The 20,442-nt window shown below is 36.5% G+C and carries 18 protein-coding genes; 9 read left to right on the forward strand and 9 right to left on the reverse strand.

Annotation, left to right across the window (positions count from 1 at the left end; all coding sequences use genetic code 11):
- The first annotated feature begins 60 nt into the window (after positions 1–60).
- Both EG342_RS22140 and EG342_RS22145 read left to right on the forward strand, forming a co-directional pair.
- Positions 61–453 carry a winged helix-turn-helix transcriptional regulator gene (locus EG342_RS22140; protein WP_103290080.1) on the forward strand — a complete coding sequence of 131 codons (393 nt, stop codon included), beginning with the start codon at positions 61–63 and terminating at the stop codon, positions 451–453.
- A 126-nt stretch (positions 454–579) separates the two neighbouring features.
- Positions 580–996 (forward strand): carboxymuconolactone decarboxylase family protein, encoded by a 417-nt coding sequence (locus EG342_RS22145; RefSeq protein WP_103290082.1) that lies wholly within the window; start codon positions 580–582, stop codon positions 994–996.
- A gap of 2 nt (positions 997–998) precedes the next feature.
- Here the strand turns inward: EG342_RS22145 and EG342_RS22150 are convergent, their stop codons facing one another.
- Both EG342_RS22150 and EG342_RS22155 read right to left on the reverse strand, forming a co-directional pair.
- Positions 999–1,838, reverse strand: a complete 840-nt coding sequence (locus tag EG342_RS22150) for a DUF7003 family protein (RefSeq protein ID WP_123868157.1) — start codon at positions 1,836–1,838, stop codon at positions 999–1,001.
- Between the two features lie 127 nt (positions 1,839–1,965).
- Positions 1,966–4,398, reverse strand: a complete 2,433-nt coding sequence (locus tag EG342_RS22155; protein WP_103290088.1) for an alpha-ketoacid dehydrogenase subunit alpha/beta — start codon at positions 4,396–4,398, stop codon at positions 1,966–1,968.
- A gap of 137 nt (positions 4,399–4,535) precedes the next feature.
- On the opposite strand from EG342_RS22155, the gene EG342_RS22160 reads away from it, so the two are divergent.
- Complete coding sequence (locus tag EG342_RS22160; protein WP_103290091.1) at positions 4,536–4,829, forward strand: hypothetical protein; 294 nt, start codon at positions 4,536–4,538, stop codon at positions 4,827–4,829.
- Between the two features lies 1 nt (position 4,830).
- Here the strand turns inward: EG342_RS22160 and EG342_RS22165 are convergent, their stop codons facing one another.
- The 5 genes from EG342_RS22165 to queA form a co-directional block, all read right to left on the reverse strand.
- Positions 4,831–5,808, reverse strand: coding sequence for a polyprenyl synthetase family protein (locus EG342_RS22165; RefSeq protein ID WP_103290490.1), 978 nt, complete (start codon positions 5,806–5,808; stop codon positions 4,831–4,833).
- Between the two features lie 74 nt (positions 5,809–5,882).
- Positions 5,883–6,761 (reverse strand): hypothetical protein, encoded by an 879-nt coding sequence (locus tag EG342_RS22170; RefSeq protein WP_103290093.1) that lies wholly within the window; start codon positions 6,759–6,761, stop codon positions 5,883–5,885.
- Positions 6,762–6,960: 199 nt separating this feature from the next.
- On the reverse strand, positions 6,961–7,911 hold the full coding sequence (locus EG342_RS22175; protein WP_103290096.1) for a sterol desaturase family protein: 951 nt from the start codon (positions 7,909–7,911) through the stop codon (positions 6,961–6,963).
- 75 nt (positions 7,912–7,986) lie between these two features.
- On the reverse strand, positions 7,987–9,021 hold the full coding sequence (gene rlmN, locus EG342_RS22180) for a dual-specificity RNA methyltransferase RlmN (RefSeq protein ID WP_103290099.1): 1,035 nt from the start codon (positions 9,019–9,021) through the stop codon (positions 7,987–7,989).
- Between the two features lie 74 nt (positions 9,022–9,095).
- Entirely contained in the window at positions 9,096–10,145 is a 1,050-nt protein-coding gene (gene queA, locus EG342_RS22185; protein ID WP_103290102.1) for a tRNA preQ1(34) S-adenosylmethionine ribosyltransferase-isomerase QueA, read from the reverse strand.
- A 277-nt stretch (positions 10,146–10,422) separates the two neighbouring features.
- Here queA and EG342_RS22190 point away from each other — a divergent pair, with 277 nt between their 5' ends.
- The 6 genes from EG342_RS22190 to EG342_RS22215 all read left to right on the forward strand — a co-directional run bounded on the left by EG342_RS22190 (position 10,423) and on the right by EG342_RS22215 (position 17,312).
- The gene (locus EG342_RS22190) at positions 10,423–11,115 is read left to right on the forward strand and encodes an AIM24 family protein (RefSeq protein WP_103290104.1); all 693 of its coding nucleotides are present in this window, start codon (positions 10,423–10,425) and stop codon (positions 11,113–11,115) included.
- A 54-nt stretch (positions 11,116–11,169) separates the two neighbouring features.
- Complete coding sequence (locus EG342_RS22195) at positions 11,170–12,705, forward strand: M61 family metallopeptidase (RefSeq protein ID WP_103290107.1); 1,536 nt, start codon at positions 11,170–11,172, stop codon at positions 12,703–12,705.
- Between the two features lie 51 nt (positions 12,706–12,756).
- On the forward strand, positions 12,757–13,830 hold the full coding sequence (locus EG342_RS22200) for a serine hydrolase domain-containing protein (protein ID WP_185126887.1): 1,074 nt from the start codon (positions 12,757–12,759) through the stop codon (positions 13,828–13,830).
- 161 nt (positions 13,831–13,991) lie between these two features.
- Positions 13,992–15,389: a Gfo/Idh/MocA family protein gene (locus EG342_RS22205; protein WP_103290110.1), complete on the forward strand. Its 1,398-nt coding sequence runs from the start codon at positions 13,992–13,994 to the stop codon at positions 15,387–15,389.
- Positions 15,379–16,299: a sugar phosphate nucleotidyltransferase gene (locus EG342_RS22210; RefSeq protein WP_103290112.1), complete on the forward strand. Its 921-nt coding sequence runs from the start codon at positions 15,379–15,381 to the stop codon at positions 16,297–16,299. Before EG342_RS22205 ends, EG342_RS22210 begins: the two co-directional genes overlap by 11 nt.
- Entirely contained in the window at positions 16,278–17,312 is a 1,035-nt protein-coding gene (locus EG342_RS22215) for a phosphotransferase enzyme family protein (protein ID WP_103290115.1), read from the forward strand. Before EG342_RS22210 ends, EG342_RS22215 begins: the two co-directional genes overlap by 22 nt.
- A gap of 418 nt (positions 17,313–17,730) precedes the next feature.
- Here the strand turns inward: EG342_RS22215 and EG342_RS22220 are convergent, their stop codons facing one another.
- Both EG342_RS22220 and EG342_RS22225 read right to left on the reverse strand, forming a co-directional pair.
- Positions 17,731–18,222: a DNA-deoxyinosine glycosylase gene (locus EG342_RS22220; protein WP_103290118.1), complete on the reverse strand. Its 492-nt coding sequence runs from the start codon at positions 18,220–18,222 to the stop codon at positions 17,731–17,733.
- 82 nt (positions 18,223–18,304) lie between these two features.
- Positions 18,305–20,299, reverse strand: a complete 1,995-nt coding sequence (locus EG342_RS22225; protein ID WP_103290120.1) for a S9 family peptidase — start codon at positions 20,297–20,299, stop codon at positions 18,305–18,307.
- Positions 20,300–20,442: the final 143 nt, after the last annotated feature.

The following is a 20,442-nucleotide window of genomic DNA, read 5'->3' on the forward strand; positions in this document are numbered from 1 at the left end:
TTTATCAAAAAAATAGTGGTAACTTCGCAGTAACTTACATTAGTAACGTTAAAGTAACGTATGAAAAAGAATGAATTAATGCAATATAGCTGTCCTTTAGGCAAAGCCATGGCTGCCCTGGGAAGCAAATGGAAGCCCATTATCGTCCTGGTGATCAAAGACAGAAAGCTGCGTTTTGGAGAACTGGCAGTACGCATTAATGTAATTTCCAGAAAGGTGCTTACGGATCAATTAAGAGAAATGGAAAGCGATGGTTTGGTCATTCGTGAAGAGTTTAAAGAACTTCCTCCAAGAGTGGAATATTCACTTACGGAAAAAGGATTGGCACTATTACCTATTCTATATCTGCTGGAAGAATGGGAAGCAAAATATCAGGTGAAAGGATTGCATTCGGATAAAGATTGTTCTTTTTTGAATGAGGATGTAAAAAATAAAAAGGCTGTCAATGTTTGATAGCCTTTTGCTTTTAATGGGCAAAATTCATTGAGGCTACTTTCAAAAAGGTAAGTGTATCACCAAAAAGTAAGTATATAGGTTCAAAACCATTTCTGATGCAAATTTGCAGAAAAATATTTCATTATGAATTACAAAGAAATTGCAAAAGAAACCATTGGAAATCTGTATAGAGCCCACAACAGCATTAGAAAATCCGGTATAGATGAAAAATTAATTGCCCTCGCCGAGCTCAGAGTATCTCAAATCAATAGCTGTGCTTATTGCTGTAGTTACCATGCTAAAGAACTGTCTGATTTTGGCTTTGAGCAGGATGTCATCAACAGGCTACCAGGCTGGAAACATACCAATGTCTTCAATGATCGGCAAAAACTTGTTTTAGGCTGGGCAGAAGCCGTTACTTACAACAATGATGACTGGTATGAAATGAGAGAGAAATTAATACAACAATTTACAGAAAGAGAAATTGTAGAACTGACTACAAGTATTACTTTGATGAGTACTTTAAATAGATTGCGTATTACATTGGCTGAAGAGGAATAAAGCTATAAGTTTCCAGATTCCCATGTACTCCAATGATTGTTAAAAAGCAAAACAGGTCTCCAATAAGAAGAATCTCCAGAAACCAAAATCTTAGCTATCATCTTATAGGTTTCCTGTTTACTTGGTAAAACTGTTCTGTCATAATGAAACTTGTCTATTGTCATTATTTTTTTTAATTTTTTGGGAATATGCATTTTTATTTCATCTTCTGAAGCATAAAGTAATGAGGGATTTACCTCATTATAATATCTTATTAAATCTCCAAATCCTACCAACCTCTTACCATTGTCAAAGTTCGCTATTTTAATACCTACTTTTTCATAATCTCTATAATTAGGATTAAAAGGCACAAATTGATTATGAATTTTTATTTCTTTTATCTGTTCTCCAATATATTCAAATGTTTCTTGGTCGTTCCCTTCTTTATTTTCAATTCTTGTGAATTCATCACCATCAATTAGAACAATATAATTAGTATTACTAGTATAATTTATATCAGAATATCTTTCTTTGGAATAATTAATACAGTTACCAATATAATTAAGCTCAATTTCTGCTCTTGTTGCTCTATTTTGATATCCGTTTTTTTCAAAAACTACAGCCCATTGCCCTTCATCGTTTGCATATAAATGTATTCGATTTCCTGCTGTCATAAAATAACCATGTTCCAAATCCAGAAAAAAATTATATTGAATTTCACCTGATTTTTTTTGAGGAAAATACTGACTTGGTTTACCATTAAAAGCCAAATCTAATTGATCTAAAATTTCAGTTTCTGTATACTTTTGGGCTTTACAAAAAAATAACGTAAAAAGCATATATATGATGAATGCTCGTTTCATAGACTTGGTTTAAAGATGGGCCAAAAAAATTATTTAGTCCTTAAATGTACAAATTTCCTGCAACTATGGTAAAACAAAACCGCTCCCAAAAAAGGAAGCGGTTCAAAAATTTATTTAAAATCCCAAATTAGAATATCGCAGGATATTTCTCAGGATTTGTTTCATTAAACATCGCGTAAATCTTCTCTACCATATCATCTGTAGACGGCTTACTGAAATAGTCACCATCACTTGCGTAGGCAGGTCTGTGATCATTTGCAGAAATCGTTAACGGATCTGAATCCAGATATCTGAATGCTTTTTGTTTTTCAAGAATCTGCTGTAAGATAAACCCTGTAGTTCCTCCTTCCACATCTTCGTCGATCACGACTAGTCTGTTTGTTTTCTTAACACTCTCACCGATTTCGTGAGATAAATCGAAAGGAATCAACGACTGGATATCAATTACTTCTGCAGAAATTCCTAACTTTTCCAATTCGTTTGCTGCTTCTGTTACTACCCTCCAGGTAGAACCGTAAGTTACCAAAGTAACATCTGTTCCTTCTTTAGTCACTTCAATTTTACCTACAGGAACAGTGAATTCTCCTAAGTTATCAGGTTGCTTTTCCTTTAATCTGTATCCGTTCAGACATTCTACGATGATTGCCGGTTCGTCTGCCTGAAGCATAGTGTTGTAGAATCCTGCAGCCTTTGTTAAGCTTCTCGGAACGAGTACCAGAATACCTTTTGAAAGGTTAAGAATTCCCGCCATCGGAGAACCTGAATGCCAGATTCCTTCCAGTCTGTGACCTCTTGTTCTGATGATCAAAGGAGCTTTCTGACCTCCTTTTGTTCTATATTGTACCGTTGCCAGGTCATCACTCATTCCTTGTAAACAGTAAAGGACATAGTCTAAATACTGGATTTCGGCGATTGGTCTTAAACCTCTCATCGCCATACCAATTCCTTGTCCAAGGATCGTAGCTTCACGAATTCCCGTATCGGCAATACGCAGTGCTCCGTATTTTTCCTGCATTCCTTCCAACCCCTGGTTTACATCACCGATATTTCCGGTATCTTCACCAAAGATTAAGGTTTCAGGATATTTAGAGAAAATTTTGTCAAAGTTATTTCTGATCACTACTCTTCCGTCAACATCTTCTGAGCTGTCAGAATATACCGGCGTGATCTCTTTGATGTTTTCAGCCTTCCATTGAGACTCTGAATATAGGTGAGAAGAATAGTTGTCTTTTTCGATTTCAGAAACTTCATTGTATTTCTGCATCAATTGATTTCTTTCTGCCGAATTTGTTCCTCTCGTTGCTAATAAAGCCTTTCTTGTTAAATGGAATACATCTTTTTTAGCCTTAGAAACCAATTTATTGAACTGAGCGATATACGTTTCCACTTCAGCATTCTGACCTTTAAGGTTTTCTACTAGTGGTAAAATAGATTGAATTAATTCAGTAATCGCTTTCTGGTAGTTATCCCAGGCTGTTTTTTGTCCGGCTTTTGCTTTCTTTTTCGCTTCTTCATCAATTGCTTCCAGCTCTTCAGCAGTAGCAATCACCTCTTCTTTTCCTTCAATTTCAATAGAATAGTTTAAAATCCATTCTTTGAATTTTGCCAGTCCGTCAAATTCTGCTTCCCATGCAAGACGCTCTTCATTTTTATATCTTTCGTGAGATCCTGAAGTTGAGTGTCCCTGAGGCTGCGTAACATCTACAACGTGTACTACAACAGGAACGCTTTCTGTTCTTGCAAAATGTTCAGCTTTTGCATAAGCATCCAGTAATGCCGGATAATCCCATGCTTTCACCTGTATGATTTCACACCCTTGGTTCTCGCCCTCTTTTCTCTGGAAACCGCTTAACATTTCGCTGATATCAGCTTTTGCTCTTTGGTTTTTTGTAGGAACCGAAATTCCATATCCGTCATCCCAGATTGACACAATCATAGGAACCTGAAGCGCACAAGCAGCATTCAGTGTTTCCCAGAAATGCCCTTCTGCTGTAGAAGCATCACCAATGGTTCCGAAAGCGATTTCATTCCCTTGTTTTGAGAATTTTTCAGAACCTTCAAAGGTTACATTTTTATAAATAGTAGAAGCCTGAGCAAGTCCTAATAATCTTGGCATTTGTCCTGCAGTAGGAGAAATATCGGAAGAAATATTCTTTTGTGCTGTTAAATCTTTCCAGCTTCCGTCTTCATTTAAACTTCTTGTTGCAAAATGCCCGTTCATTTGTCTACCTGCTGAAGCCGGCTCTCTGTCTACATTGGTATCAGCATACATTTGTGCAAAGAAGCTTTCCACCGTCAGGGCATCTACTGCTAATGCAAAAGTCTGATCCCTGTAGTATCCTGAACGGAAGTCTCCATTTCTGAAAACCTTCGCCATTGCCAGCTGAGGAAGTTCCTTTCCATCCCCAAAAATTCCAAATTTAGCTTTTCCAGTGAGCACTTCTCTTCTTCCGAGATAAGACATTTCACGAGAGATCCTTCCTAACCTGTAATCGTCAAGTATCTGATTTTTAAAATCTTGAAAGGATATTTGCTGTGTTTCAATATAGGTTGTTTGCATAGCTAAGTAAAAAAGTTTTTTATTCTTCAAGTATTTTGCTAATATACACTTTTTAAATTAATTTTAATTTTTATTAATCTTTTTTAAAAATTTGATAATAATAAAAATTGTGCGTTATTTTGAAAAAAATTGTAAAGATGGAAAAAAAGTCACCTCATATTTTGAATGCATCTAGCAATCTTTTAGGGTTTTCACTGATCATTATTACTTCACTGAAAATTGCTAGAATAAGTCAGAGTACCTATTTAGACGAATTTGCAGGATTTGCCTGTATTCTTTTTGCCTGCAGCTGCTTCTTTTCATTCCTGGCGATCAGAACAAAAAGAGAAAAGCAAGAATATAGGTTTGAGACTATTGCGGATTATTTATTTTTAACAGCCTTATTTTGTATAGTTCTAGCTGTTATTATTGTAACCCTAAAAATTATTTAATTTAAAATTTTCGCTCAATTACATAATCCAGCATACTATGCAATGACCTTTTAGGTTCAGAATCCGGAAATTCATTCAGGATATCTTTTGCTTTTTGCTGGAAATCTTTCATGATCGTAATCGCATACTCTAATCCTCCGGAGTTTTTAACAAACTCTATCAGTTCCTTTACTCTTTTGGGATTATTGTTATAACGTTTTATGGTATCAAAATAATATTTACGGTTCTTTTCATCAGCAATCTTTAGCGTATGAATCAAAGGCAGGGTCATTTTCTGTTCCTTAATATCAATTCCTACCGGTTTACCGATTACATTCGAACTTAAATAGTCAAAAAGGTCATCCTTGATCTGAAATGCCATCCCCGTATAAGTTCCGAAATCCAGCATTTTCTTGGCAAGTTGCTCATCGGCACTATTTGAAAGAACACCAATTTCACAGCACGCAGCAATTAAAGTAGCTGTTTTCTGACGGATAATTTCATAATAAACGTCTTCTGTGATATCCAGTTTTCTGGCTTTCTCCAACTGAAGAAGCTCACCCTCAGACATTTCACGGATTGTTCTGGAAATTACGCCAAGCAAATCATAATCCTTATGGTCTGTAGAGAGCAATACTGATTTGGACAAAAGGTAATCTCCTACCAAAACAGCAATTTTATTTTTCCACAGCGCATTGATGGAGAAGAAATTACGACGCTTGAAACTTTCATCCACGACATCATCATGAACCAAAGTCGCTGTGTGAATCAATTCAATCATTGAAGCTCCCCGATACGTCTTTTCAGTGACCTCTCCTACCAGCTTAGCACAAAGAAATACAAACATAGGACGCATCTGTTTCCCTTTTGTGGTAACAATAAAACGAGTTACTTTATCTAATAAAGGGACTTTACTCTGCATTGATTCATAAAACTTCTGTTCGAAAAGTTTCATTTCCTCATTGATCGGTTGCTTAATGTCTTCTACAATGTTTGCCACAATCTGCGAATGATGGATGAATAAATTATTAATTCTCACAAAGATAATTTTTTTCGCTCAATTTTAAGAGAAAATTAATCTTTGAGTTTATCTTTTGGAATAAAATAGAACGCAGGTTTGGTACTACCTAAGCGCGATTTAAACTTTTCACCGGAGATAAAAATCCCGGTCTCGTCTACGGCAATCCCTTCAATCTGACCAATTGACAAAGAACTTCCGAGATAATAATGCTTCGGTCTCTCATTAAAAAACACTCCGGGTTCCGTTTCTGTAAAAATATCCAGAAACACTTCCGTTTTCTTGGTATATCCCACCAAATAAAGTTTTTTTTCAAAGTAGGCAGCATCTGTCACCATAAAATTGGTTTTATAGGTTTCTGTCATTGCTGCATTTTGCTTCTCATACTTTTCAGGGTCTATCACATAATGATGGGTTGCTTTTGAAGCCCATTCTTTTGTGAAAAGATGAATTTTCCCATTAGTATACACCATGGCTTCCGCATCAAAGTCTGTATTAAAATAAGTGGAAATATAGTCCGTCTGTTCCGGGTAATGAAAAAGAATTTCTTTAACCTGATCGTTTTGCAGGCTGTCATTTTTAAATGGCACTTTAAAAATTTTAAGGTGTCTTCTGCTTCCGTCATTATTTCCGAAATCACCGATATAAAAATGAGTTCCGTCATTGGTTAACGCCTCCCAATCGGTATTTTTACCGTTCACTTTAAAGGTCTTTACAATTTCTCCTGAAGTTTTACTGATCTCAAATAATTCCGGAGCGTTCCCACTGTCGTTAAAGGTATACAGTTTTCCATTCAACATATTCAATCCGGAGGTTTCCTGGATCTTATCATCCAAATAACCGATTCTGTATTTTTTTATTTTAAGGAAATCAGGTTGTTGCGAAAATGCAGATTGGCCAATAACAAAAGCGGCCACCAGAAGGAATTTTTTCATAAGACAAAAATAAGGCTTTCAGTTTAAATGAGTGGTAAAGGTACAGGATGCTGGATTCGGGTAATTGAATTTGAAAGATGGTTGAATAATTTATGACTTTGTATATTGCAATTTTACCGTTTGGGTATTTTTATATAGCAGAAAAACGGACTAAAAAGCCCGTCCTTCTTATAGATTTTTATTGGTATCAATATTGAAATCAAGCAATTTTCTGTTCATTCTGATTGTCTTGCTGTTCTTTCTTTCTGGCTTGTCTTGCAAAATATTCTTTCTGATATTGTCTTACCGTTTTTCCTGTTCCATCATGCCTCCATCCGGGTGAATTGAAAATATAGTTGATTCTATCAGTAAATTTCAATCCCGGCTGTTTAAGGTCTTTCCATATCTTTCGCCATTCATAGAAGAGAACGGTATCCGGTCTGTTATCGGGCATTTTTGGATAAATACCATATTTTACCGGAACATTGGGATCTTCTTTTTCAAAAGTTCCGAATATTTTATCCCAGATAATCAAACACATTCCCATATTCTTATCCAGATATTTTACGTTACATGCATGATGTACGCGGTGGTGAGAAGGAGTTACCAGGATATATTCAAGAATTCCCATGCTCTTTACGGTTTGCGTATGAACCCAGGTTCCATATACCTGCCCGATTGCATAGGCCACCATAATATGCCATGGATTAAATCCTAAAAATGCCAACGGCGAAAAGTATAAATATCTGTAAAGCGGCTGTAGCACAGGGCTTCTGAAACCTGTTGTAAGATTAAAGAATTCTGAACTATGGTGCGTGATGTGAACTGCCCAGAAAGCTCTGGAACGGTGATCTACATAATGCAGCACATAGTAGGCAAAATCTGTGATTATAAAACAAGCGATCAGGTACCAGATACTCAGATCCCATGAGAAAAGTCTGTGGTGATAAAAGAAAAACATCACTCCCATGGCAAAGGCCTTCATGATAAGGTCAAGACCAAAATTCATCAAAGCCAGATAAACATTGGTTGCCAGGTCTTTTCCACTATATAATTTAGCTTCGGAAACATGGCTGTAAATCATTTCAGCTAAAATAACTGTAGCATGTAAGGGAATTGCCCAGGCATACACATTTTCTAACCCGTCCTCGCTCATAAGAAAATCCATCATCATAAAATAATTTTATGCAAAGGTAGGACTTTAGGGTATTTTTAAAGGGCGTTTTAAGGTTTTTTTAAGAAAATTTTAATCCGTTGCTTTATTGGCTAACTGTCCGCAAGCTGCATCAATATCGCCACCACGACTTCTTCTGACCATTACAGTAACGCCGGCATTTTCCAGCTGTCTTATGTAGTTTTCCTCTGCCTGCTTGTTGCATTGGTCATACTTTCCGTCACCGATCGGATTGTATTGGATAAGGTTTACCTTGGAAGGAACCTGCTTACAGTATTTGATTAAAGCTTTGATATCTTCATCCCCGTCATTAATTCCTTTCCATACACAGTATTCAAAAGTAATAACAGAGCCTGTTTTCTGATACCAGTATTGAAGGGCTTCCATAATATCCGTTAAAGGGAACTTATCCGAAAAAGGCATGATTTCATTACGCTTAGATTCAATCGCTGAGTGAAGTGATAGGGCCAGTTTCACACGCAATTCTTCATCTGCAAGCATTTTCATCATCTTCGGAATCCCTGAGGTGGAAACGGTGATTCTTCTTGGAGACATTCCGAGACCTTCAGGTTGGGTAATTTTTTTGATGGCTTCCACTACATTTTTGTAATTCATCATAGGCTCTCCCATTCCCATAAAAACGATATTGGAAAGCGGTCTGTCAAAGTACATTTTACTTTGGCTGTCAATCAGTGCAACCTGATCTACAATTTCGGCAACTTCAAGATTTCTCATTCTTTTCAGTCTTGCCGTTGCGCAGAATTCGCAATTTAATGAGCAGCCCACCTGTGAAGAAACACAAGCTGTAGTTCTTGTTTCTGTTGGAATCAAAACAGATTCAACCAGTAATCCATCATGAAGCTTTACTCCATTTTTGATGGTTCCGTCATTACTTTTTTGAAGCAGGTCAACGGAAACAGGATTAATGGTATATTCCTCGGAAATTTTTTCACGAAGAGATTTCGAAAGATTCGTCATTTCATCAATCGAATGGAGGTTTTTACTCCATAGCCAGTCATAGACCTGTTTCGCACGAAACGGTTTTTCTCCCAAAGACACAAAGTAGTCTTTAAGCTGGTCTAATGATAATATACGGATATCTTTCATAATATTAAAGAGCCAGGTTAAAAGTAAAATTTAAAAACCCTATTCTATTTTTAACCTGGCTCTTTTTACTTTTTTTATAGAATTAACATTGCATCACCGTAAGAATAGAATTTATACTTTTCTTTTACGGCTTCTTCATAAGCGTGCATAATGAAATCTCTTCCGGCAAATGCAGCAATCATCATAATCAATGTAGACTTCGGTGTGTGGAAGTTGGTGATCATTGAGTTAGCAACTCCAAAATCGTGAGGTGGATAAATAAATTTATTAGTCCATCCGTTGAAAGCAGAGATCTTTTTATTTGAAGAAACAGAAGTTTCCAACGCTCTCATTGTAGTAGTACCTACTGCACATACTCTTCTGTGAGAATCTACTGCTTTATTAATGATATCAGCATTTTTCTCATCAATGATGATCTCTTCAGATTCCATTTTGTGCTTAGAAAGATCTTCTACCTCGATTGGATTAAAAGTTCCCAACCCTACGTGAAGCGTAACTTCAGCAAAATTGATTCCTTTGATCTCTAATCTTTTCATCAAGTGTCTTGAGAAGTGAAGACCTGCTGTAGGTGCAGCAACTGCTCCTTCTATTTTAGCATAGATCGTCTGATATCTTTCTGCATCTTCCGGTTCTACTGCTCTTTTGATATATTTTGGAAGTGGAGTTTCTCCCAATTCTTTCAATTTCGATCTGAATTCTTCATAAGAACCGTCGAATAAGAATCTTAATGTTCTTCCTCTTGAAGTTGTATTATCAATAACCTCAGCTACCAATGATTCATCTTCAGTAAAGAATAATTTGTTACCAATTCTGATTTTTCTTGCAGGGTCTACCAATACATCCCATACACGAGTTTCTTTATCCAGTTCTCTTAAAAGGAAAACTTCAATTTTAGCACCTGTTTTTTCTTTATTTCCGTAAAGACGTGCAGGGAAAACTTTAGTATTATTGAAGATAAACAAATCGTCCTCATCAAAATAATCTACTACATCTCTGAATAATTTATGCTCAATAGTTTGTGTTTTTCTATCAAGAACCATTAATCTAGCTTCGTCTCTGTGTTCTGAAGGGTGTTCTGCTAATAATTCCGCAGGAAGATCAAAATTAAAATCTGATGTTTTCATTTTTTAAATTACGGTTTAAAAATTATTGAAATTACAAGGTGTAATTTTCGGAGTGCAAATATACAACATTCAACACCCCTTTGTCAAGTATTATTTACAATGAAATATAAAACCGTGATTATACGGGGATTCCGATAGGAGAAAAAGTTCTATTTTAGCTTCCGGCAAAAAATTATCATGGAAATATCAAACAATTATCTGTCAATACTTCAATATATTATCATAGAATATTTTAACAAAACATATCAGATTTAATAACAATTAAAAAATAATAACAATGAGCAAGTATTCAATCGAAGCATTTATTAACGAAACCAAAGAAAATCCGCAGCAAAGGGATTATTTTGAACTGGAAACCAAACATCTTCTGGAAATCAACCTCAATAATCAGGCAGTATGGACGAAAAGAGGAAGTATGGTAAGCTATGTAGGAAATATCAATTTTGAAAGACAGGGAATGCTGTCCGGAGGAATTGGTAATCTATTAAAGAAAGCCATAAGCGGTGAAGGTGCTAAACTGATGAAGGCTGAAGGAACCGGGAAATTATATGTAGCAGATTCCGGGAAAAAAGTCCGTATTCTTTATTTGAACAACGAATCTGTTTGCGTTAATGGCAATGATGTATTAGCCCATGAACAAAGCGTAAAAAGCGATATTACCATGCTTAAAAGCATTGCGGGAATGATGTCCGGCGGCCTTTTTCAGGTAAAACTTTCAGGAACCGGGCATATTGCGATAACCACTCACGGTGATCCTTTAACACTGCTCGTAACTCCTGACACCCCTGTTTTCACGGATCCTAATGCGACTGTTGCCTGGTCCGGAAACTTAAGCCCCGAACTGAAAACCAATGTTTCATTTAAAAGCCTTATCGGAAGAGGAAGTGGTGAAGAATTCCAGATGAAATTTTCAGGAAACGGCTGGGTACTGATTCAACCCTATGAAGAAGTGTACTTTATGGAAAAATAAAGTGACCTCAACTTGGGCAATTTTTGTATTTTCGTACTTACTAAAATAAAGAGGATGAATAACCTGATCAAGTTAGTTTTCGTACTAATTATCTTTCCTACTACAATTATTGCCCAATCATCAAAGAAAATTTACAATTACAATATAGACCTTCTTCACGTATCCAATGATGAAGTGACGGTTTCTTTTGCTCCACCTAAAAATAATCTTAAGCAAGGGAAGTTTATTATTCCCAAACTGGTTCCCGGGTTTTACCAGGCTATGAATTTCGGACAGTACGTTTCTAATCTGGTTGCCACCGATAAAAATGGAAAAAAAATCTCTACTGAGCGTTTGGATCAAAATAGCTGGATGGTACACGATCTTAAACACGTCAACAAAATATCATATCAGGTAGCCGACGGATGGGACTCTTTAGAAAAAGATACCTATGAAGCTAAATCTGCCGGTAGTATGTTTATTAAAGACAGCGTTTTTGTCATCAATTATAATTCTTTGGTGGGCTATTTTGAAGAAATAAAAGATACTCCCTACCAAATTAATATTACAAAAAATAAGGATTTCTATGCTTCATCTGCCTTAGATTACAAAAAGAAAGATAAAAACACAGATATAGTCTGGGCAAAAGATTACCGACAATTGGTTGATTCTCCGGCTATGTACTGTGTTCCAGATACAACATGGCTGAAAATAGGCCATACTGAAGTACTTGTTTCGTTTTACAATAAGCAAGAACGGCAGTATTCAAAGACCATAGCTCATGAGATAGAGAATATTTTGAAAAATCAGCAAGCTTATCTGGGCGGAACATTACCGGTGAATAAATATGCATTTTTGATTTATTATGAATCTTCAAATGAAAAAGGATTTATGGGTGACGGGCTGGAGCATTCTCAATCTACCGTATGCCTCTACCGTTCGGGAAGTATGAAGTTTCTACCTAATGCTTTAAACAGGGTCGCTTCTCATGAATTCTTCCATATAGTAACTCCGCTTAATATTCATTCCGGAGAAATTCAGCATTATGATTTCCTGAATCCTTCGATGTCTAAACATCTATGGTTATATGAGGGTATGACGGAGTATGCCACCATTCATATGCCAATAAAACAAAAGATGATCAGTTTGGAAGATTTTGAAAAAACCCTGGAGGAAAAGATCAAAGGAATGAAAGAATTCGATGATAAAGTATCTTTCACGGAAATCAGTAAAAATGCCATGACCAGACAGGATCAGTACATGAATTTTTACGAAAAAGGTCCGTTATTGGGACTATGTCTGGATATCAGACTGCGGGAACTTTCGGGAGGAAAAATGGGAACTCAGGATCTGATGCTGCAATTGATGAAAAAATATGGAGCAGGTAAATATTTTAATGATGATGATTTATTTGATGAAATTACAACAATGACCTATCCTGAAATCCGAACATTTTTCAAAGATTATATAGAAGGTACTCAACCCGTTCCTTTAAAAGAATATCTGGCAAAAGTGGGTTTCACCTATGATGAAAATACCGGAAAAGTAAGCCTCGTACCTAATCCGGACTCTAAACAACTGGCTTTAAGAAAAGCATGGATTGACCAATAAAATTTGGTTTAAAAACCTATCATCAAGTATTTACCTTATTAAAACTTTACTATGAAAAGACAACTTTCAGGATTGTTGGTGATGATGATTCATTTTGCCTATCCGCAGATACAGAAAGTGGAGCAAGTGATCGATGCCTGTGTAAAAAAAGATAATTTCAACGGCTCCGTATTACTAGCAAAAAATGGAAAAACCGAATTGCTTACCTATAAAGGCTTATCCAACAGACATTATAACATCAGTTTTTCTGATGAAACAAGGTTTCATATTTTTTCACTCACCAAGACCTTTACGGCAGCTTTAATTATGCAGCTTTATGAAAAGGGAAAAATCAATCTGGATGCTACTATTTCTACCTACTATCCCGAATATAAAGGAGAAGCAGGTACAAAAGCAACGATAAGAAACCTGCTCACCTACAGCAGCGGCCGAGAAAATAAAGACCTCCGTTCACCGGAATTCATCCATCAGGCTTATGACAACACGATCTGGAATCTTGATGATTTTATTACCACTTTTCTTTCTGAAAAGCTGATTGATAGACCAGGAACAAAATTCAGTTACAACAATGGCGATTTCATTCTTCTTGGGAAGATCATTGAAAAAATATACCACAAACCTTTTGAAGAGGTTTTAAAAGAGCAAATCCTTATTCCGCTCAACATGCAAAATACAGGATTTCTTCATCATAACGATATTATCAAAAATATAGATGATGGATACGCTGCCGATTCGTCTGATCCGTTTGCTCTTCATACCCCGACCAATACCTATATTGATAATTTTTATTCGGCAGGAGCTATGTATTCTACTCCTAAAGATCTGCTCATTTTTGATCAGGCTGTGTTTAATTCTGTTCTGTTCAACAAAAAGACTTTAGAAACAATGCTGACTGCTGATAAAAAACTGGAAGATACAGCATTGGGCTTTTGGGTGTATCCTAAAAAATTCGGTTCAGTCAATACTATATTTGCTGAACGTCAGGGAGAAGGATACGGGCACAGTGCCAACTGGGTACATCTGGTGGATAAAGGTCTTACAGTGATCATTCTGTCAAATACCAAAGACATTAAATACCTCAACAAGATGAGGGAAAGAGTAATCAGTGCTTACTATGGACAATGAGAATCTTTAGTAATACGCTAAATCAACATAAACCCCCAAACTCTTAGACTTTCCAACTCAAAAAAACCTCCCTTCCAAACATCAAATTCACATTATTTTTTCTCAAAATATATTCACTATTGTTTGATAAATTTTTAATATATTTAGAAAAAAATATATAAATGAACAAGAATACCTCCCGCAGAGATTTTATTAAAACGGCAACCCTGGCTAGTTTCGGGGCTTTGGTTTTACCTAATTCTTTATTTGCTTATTCAAATGATTTTAAAACAGATAAAAAAGTTCGTGTTGGTTTTATCGGTGTAGGACTTCGCGGGCAGGAACATGTAAAATTACTAGCCAAACGTAATGATGTGGAAATTATAGCGTTTGCAGATCCGGACAAAAGGATGCTTGCCGCTTCCCAGAAAATATTAAAAGACAATAATAAGCCGGCTGCTCAGGAATTTTCAAATGGTGAATACGACTACAGAAATCTTTTAAAATCAAAAAATATAGACGCAGTTGTCATTGCTACTCCGTGGGAATGGCATCTTCCTCAAGGTGTGGAGGCTATGAGGGCTAAAAAGATTGTAGGAATGGAAGTTGCCGGAGCAATCAAACTTCAGGACTGCTGGGAATTTGTAAAGGTATACGAGGAAACAAAAGTTCCTATTTTCATGATGGAAAATGTATGCTACCGCAGAGATATTATGGCGATATTGAACATGGTTCGTAAAGGAATGTTTGGTGAACTGGTTCATGGAAGAGGAGGCTATCAGCATGATCTGAGAGGTGTTCTTTTCAACGACGGAGTAACCCCTTACAATTCAGGAGCTGAATTTGGAGAAAAAGGTTTCAGTGAAGCCAAATGGAGAACAGAACATTATGTAAAACGCAACGGAGAATTGTATCCTACTCACGGATTAGGTCCGGTTGCCATGATGATGGATATCAACCGTGGAAATCGTTTGATCAGACTTTCTTCTTTCTCTTCAAAATCGGTAGGACTTCATAAATATATTGTAGAACATGCTAAAGGAGGAGAAAATCATCCTAATGCAAAAGTAAAATTCAACCAGGGAGACATTGTCACTACTCAAATTGCATGTGCCAATGGTGAAACCATTCTTTTAACTCACGATACAAGTTTACAAAGACCTTATGACCTTGGATTCAGAGTACAGGGAACTGAAGGATTATGGCAGGATTTCGGATGGGGTGACTTCGATCAGGGACAGATTTATTTTGAAAAAACAATGAACCATACCCACCGTTGGGACAATACAGAAAAATGGATGAAAGAGCACGATCATCCGATGTGGAAGAAATTTGAAACTACCGCTGCCGGTGCCGGACATGGAGGAATGGACTTCTTTGTCATGAATACCTTTATTGAATGTATCAAACGAAATATAGAATTCCCAATGGACGTCTATGACCTGGCTTTATGGTATTCTATTACCCCGCTAAGTGAAGAGTCTATTGCCAAAGGAGGTCAGGTTGTTGATATTCCTGATTTCACCAACGGCAAATGGAAAACCCGTAAACCTGTATTTGGAATGACCGATGAGTTTTAAAAAGACCGTACTCATCCTTGCCGGCGGACTGGGAAGCCGCTACAAAGGATTAAAACAAGTTGATGGAATTCTTGATAACGGATCTCCGATTTTAGAATATTCTATCTATGATGCATTGGAATCCGGTTTTCAAAAAATAGTTATTGTTGTCAACAAACTGATTCCTGAAAGTTATATAGAACGACTCAATACCCTATCCGAATCGGAAGGGTTTGAGCTGCATTGGGTGTATCAGGAAATGAATAGTATCCCAATACACAATTTTGACTACTCTGAACGACAAAAACCATGGGGTACGGCACATGCCGTACTTTGTGCCAGAGAAGTCGTACAGGAACCTTTTATCATGATCAATGCTGATGATTTTTATGGAAGAAAAACATATCAACTTGCTGCTGATGAAATCGAACGCGGACATATTTCAGACTCACAGTTTGGAACGGTAGCCTATCCGGTTGATACCACATTAAGTGGTAATGGAACTGTCGCCAGAGGAATCTGCACATTGGATTCTGAAAATTATCTGATTAAAGTAGATGAACAAACTTCTATTCAAAAGGTCAATGATTCCATCATCTATACTGAGAATGGAAAAAATATAGAAATAGCACCGGACACCTTAGTATCTATGAATTTTTTCATTTTCCATCCGGCTATTTTTGATGCACTTGATACTTACTTTTCTGATTTTATTGCATCTAATCCTTTGCCCACTCAGGAATTCTATATTCCTTCGGCTGTACAAAGGATGATTGATGAAAAAAGGGCAAAAGTATTGGTAAAAGCATCGCCTTCACAATGGATGGGTGTTACCTATGCAGATGACAAAAAGAGCATCAGGGACTTTCTGATCTCGGAAATTCAGAATAACAGATACCCGGAAAATTTATGGACATCAATGACATTGTAATTCAATTTATCGGAGCGAATAAATATGATCTTTCTCCGATTACCGATGGATTGATCAATACGACCTACCTTTTAGAGGATAAAACCCGAAATGAAAAATTTATTCTGCAAAAGATCAATAATAATGTTTTCAGGCAGCCGGAGATTATCGTCAACAATCATTTGATGATTAATGAACTTCTGAGATCAAATAATTATCAATTTCAAATTATAGAGCCTATTCCCTCTCTTATCGATAAACTTCTGGTAAAAGATGCCAATGGCCAACCATGGCGCATGCTAAGTTTTGTGGAAAACAGTATTACTTTTCTTACTGCTCCCTCTTTACAGACGGCTTTTGAAGCTGCTAAAACCTTTAGTTATTTTCTTACCACCATCAATACTGAAAAGTTACCCGCCATTGAAGATCCGCTTCCTGATTTCCTCAATTTTGAAAAAAGGATTTCGGATTATAAAATTGCACTAAAAGATGCGGCTCCTCATTTAAAAGAAAATGCAAAGACTGAAATAGAAATCACGAACCGGTTTTTGTCCTTACCTGATCATTGGATAGAAATGGAGAAAAGCAATCAGATTCCCAAAAGAATCATCCATGCAGATGTAAAAATCAGCAACATTCTTTTTGATCAAAATCATCATCCTTTAGCGGTCATTGATCTGGATACTATGATGATCTCTACTATTTTATATGATTTTGGCACAATGATCCAATCCTACACCAATACAACCACTGAAGATGACGGAGGCGCCAGAAACAATTTCAATCCTGAAATGTATAAGGCTGTAAAAGAAGGATTTCTATTCCATCTAAAAGAAAAATTAACTCCGGAAGAATCTGAAAATCTCGATTATGCTGCACAAGTCGCCATTTATATCCAGGAACTTCGATTTTTAACCGATTACCTGAACGGAAGCACCTACTATTCTATCAAACATCCTGAACACAATTTGGACAGGACAAAAAATCAGCTGGAATTATTGAAGGGGTTGAGGGAATACTTAGAAAATATGTGATTTTTTTAAATTCTACTTTTTAAAAACAAAGAACATTTAACTTGCTACGGAATAGCAAAGTTTAAAGATTATTTATGTGAGCTATGTTGAGATTCCTCCTTCGTCGGAATGACAATAGGCCCACGCTTTATCTCATTAATGCAAAATGAAATATGCTGCTTCTATTCAAAGTAACAAAAATCTGTGTACATCTGCGAAATCTGTGGTTAATCAAATGACAAAGTCACAAAAGCTATTTGAACACTTAAGTTATTTTAAGTGTACAATCTTTGTGCATAGAAAGTACATTAAAGTTTTTATGAAAATCTCTGATTTTCTTCTAAAGTGAACTTACATGTTTAGTAGCATGATGAGCTTATTGAAGTGAACTTAAGTGTTATAAAAAAAACTGCATTATCTGCAAAATCTGCAAAAGTTTTTATTTCAAAAAGTTCAGAATAGCTTTCCAATCTTCGAGTTTTTTCTCAAGTGGAATTGTATAAGCAGGACTTGTTGAGGGAAGTAAAAATACGGGTAAGCTATTATTCTTCCCTAATAGTTTAATCAGATTTTTATAGGACTTTCCGCCATTACAGAAAATAGCTTTGATATGTGGATGTTCTTCCAAAAGCTCAGCAATCTGATTGGCTTCTTCGTTTTTAATATCAGAATCCAGGCTTCCTTTTCTTTCGCAGGAGTCGATGACATCCCAGAGGGCAATATGATGTTTCTTTATTGTTTTAATTCTTTGGACATACTCTTCAGTAAATTCTTCATTCAGCAATTCAAAAATAATTCTCCAGAATTTGTTCTGAGGATGTGCATAATATTGCTGTTTCTCCAATGACTTTCCACCCGGGATTGAGCCCAGAATCAGAATTTCAGACTGTTGATCAATAATTGGAGGAAAAGAAGAAATACGGTTTTGCATGATCAAATATATGCATTTTGGCTAAAGCCATTGGAATTTTTATATAAAAAAAGCGGGCTAAAGCCCGCTCCCATTGATATTTTTATAATGTTTCTTTCAACCAGTCAAAGAATTCTCTCTGCCATACCAATCCGTTTTGTGGATGAAGTACCCAGTGATTTTCGTTCGGGAAGTAAACCAGTTTAGATTTTAAACCTCTTAATTTTGCAGCCTGGAAAGCTTCCTGTCCTTGCTCGTAAGGTACACGGAAATCAATTCCACCCTGAACAATCATAATGGGCTTATTCCATTTTTCTACAAAGTTGCTTGGGTTAAATTCTGTATAAGCCTTTGGAAGTGGCTTTTCCCATGGAGAACCAAGATCCCAGTTGGCAAACCAAAGCTCTTCAGTCGTCAGATACCATGATTTCATGTCAAATAATCCATCATGTGCAATGAACGTTTTGAATCTGTTTTCGTGGATCCCGGCTAACATGAATACACTGTATCCTCCATAGCTTGCTCCTACCGCTGCTACTCTTTCTCCGTCTACATACGGTAAAGTTTTCGCATAATCAGTAGCTGCCAGATAATCTCTCATCGGCTGTCCACCCCAGTCTTTTGAAATATCTTCATTCCATTTTGTACCCCATCCCGGCATCCCTCTTCTGTTCGGAGCTACTACGATATAATCATGAGCAGTCATTAATGCGAAGTTCCATCTTACACTGAAATATTGTGTCAATGCAGACTGTGGACCTCCCTGACAGTATACTAATGTCGGGTACTTTTTGTTTGGATCAAAGTTGGGTGGATAGTGGAACCATACTCCCATTTCTTTACCATCGGAAGTTTTCACCATCTTAAGTTCGGATTTTCCTTGCGCCAATTTAGCATAGGTATCTTTATTGGCTTCGGTCACCTGCTTCATCTCTCCATTTTTAAGGTTAACAGAGAATAGTTCCGTTGCGTGGTTTACATCTGTTCTTCCTACTAAAAGTGAAGTTTTATTGTCTGTAAAAATTTCGTTAACATCGAAATCTCCTTTGGTAATCTGCTGTACTTTTGCTGATTTTGAATCCAGTGAGAAAAGCTGCTTTGTTCCTCTGTAAGCTGCAGTAAAGTAAATTGTTTTTGAATCTGCTCCCCAAAGAACGTCTCCAGAAACACTATCATCCCAACCTGCAGTCAGATTGGTTACTTTTCCGGTCTTCCAGTCCATGATTTTCACATCATTTTTATCAGCTTCATACCCGTCTCTGGCCATACTCTGCCAGATCAGCGATTTTCCATCCGGACTGAATTTTGGGTTAATATCGTACCCTTTATTAGATTCGGTAATGTTTTTTGTAGTACCTGAAGCCATATCGTAGGCAAAAATATCCGTATTGGTACTTGTTGCATACTCTTTACCGCTTTTAGGCTTTGTAACGTATAAAAGCTGTGCAGAATCGGCACTCCAGATAAAGTCTTCTGCTCCACCGAAAGGTCTTTGCGGCGAATCCCATGTTTTTCCTTCCAGTAGATCTTTGGCACCTTCTACTTTATCGGAAGTATTTACTACAAATACGTGATTGTATTTTCCTTCATTGAAATAATCCCAATGTCTGTGATTCAGGTCTGTATACACCTGAGCTGTGGTCTTCGGAGTATCGGCATATTTATCCTTACCCATTAATTTTTCAACCAACACCTGCTTACTGAAGGCGATTCTTTTTCCATCCGGAGAAATAACGATATTATCGACTTCACCAATTGTATAAAATTCACTCCATGTCTTTCCGGCGTCTTTGGAAAGATAGATTTTATCGCCTTCCTGAGCATAAATCCCATTCTTATCCCATTGGATCAGAGATTTTTTACCGAAATCTATTTTTGCAGATTGATTATTAAGAACATTCAGAAAGTAGTTCTCACTTTTTGTTTTTTCTGTTTTCAGATCTACCTGTCCTACTTTGTAAATAAGAGAAGCCTGATCCGGTGAAACTGCCTGCACTCCAACTTTTTTCAAAGTCCAAAGAATTTCAGGCGTCATTACTTGTTGTGCATTCATTAAAAGCGGAGCTGCCAGAGCCAGCAGACTGTACTTAAGTTTCATATGTCAATATTCATTTTTTAACGGAATTACAAAATCATAGCGATTTCAATAATTCCTTTTATTAAATTCAAAGATTGCCAAAGTTAGTATTTAAAATAAAAATGGACGAAAAAATTAACACTTAAGTTTTCTAAAATTAAAAT

The organism is Chryseobacterium lactis (assembly GCF_003815875.1).
Taxonomy (GTDB): domain Bacteria; phylum Bacteroidota; class Bacteroidia; order Flavobacteriales; family Weeksellaceae; genus Chryseobacterium; species Chryseobacterium lactis.

Bases quoted from the DNA above. Each gene is read 5' to 3' on its own strand.
- EG342_RS22140 (WP_103290080.1), top strand. From the start codon at position 61: ATGAAAAAGAATGAATTAATGCAATATAGCTGTCCTTTAGGCAAAGCC.
- EG342_RS22145 (WP_103290082.1), top strand. From the start codon at position 580: ATGAATTACAAAGAAATTGCAAAAGAAACCATTGGAAATCTGTATAGA.
- EG342_RS22150 (WP_123868157.1), bottom strand. From the start codon at position 1,838: ATGAAACGAGCATTCATCATATATATGCTTTTTACGTTATTTTTTTGT.
- EG342_RS22155 (WP_103290088.1), bottom strand. From the start codon at position 4,398: ATGCAAACAACCTATATTGAAACACAGCAAATATCCTTTCAAGATTTT.
- EG342_RS22160 (WP_103290091.1), top strand. From the start codon at position 4,536: ATGGAAAAAAAGTCACCTCATATTTTGAATGCATCTAGCAATCTTTTA.
- EG342_RS22170 (WP_103290093.1), bottom strand. From the start codon at position 6,761: ATGAAAAAATTCCTTCTGGTGGCCGCTTTTGTTATTGGCCAATCTGCA.
- EG342_RS22175 (WP_103290096.1), bottom strand. From the start codon at position 7,911: ATGATGGATTTTCTTATGAGCGAGGACGGGTTAGAAAATGTGTATGCC.
- rlmN (WP_103290099.1), bottom strand. From the start codon at position 9,021: ATGAAAGATATCCGTATATTATCATTAGACCAGCTTAAAGACTACTTT.
- queA (WP_103290102.1), bottom strand. From the start codon at position 10,145: ATGAAAACATCAGATTTTAATTTTGATCTTCCTGCGGAATTATTAGCA.
- EG342_RS22190 (WP_103290104.1), top strand. From the start codon at position 10,423: ATGAGCAAGTATTCAATCGAAGCATTTATTAACGAAACCAAAGAAAAT.
- EG342_RS22195 (WP_103290107.1), top strand. From the start codon at position 11,170: ATGAATAACCTGATCAAGTTAGTTTTCGTACTAATTATCTTTCCTACT.
- EG342_RS22200 (WP_185126887.1), top strand. From the start codon at position 12,757: ATGAAAAGACAACTTTCAGGATTGTTGGTGATGATGATTCATTTTGCC.
- EG342_RS22205 (WP_103290110.1), top strand. From the start codon at position 13,992: ATGAACAAGAATACCTCCCGCAGAGATTTTATTAAAACGGCAACCCTG.
- EG342_RS22210 (WP_103290112.1), top strand. From the start codon at position 15,379: ATGAGTTTTAAAAAGACCGTACTCATCCTTGCCGGCGGACTGGGAAGC.
- EG342_RS22215 (WP_103290115.1), top strand. From the start codon at position 16,278: ATGGACATCAATGACATTGTAATTCAATTTATCGGAGCGAATAAATAT.
- EG342_RS22220 (WP_103290118.1), bottom strand. From the start codon at position 18,222: ATGCAAAACCGTATTTCTTCTTTTCCTCCAATTATTGATCAACAGTCT.
- EG342_RS22225 (WP_103290120.1), bottom strand. From the start codon at position 20,299: ATGAAACTTAAGTACAGTCTGCTGGCTCTGGCAGCTCCGCTTTTAATG.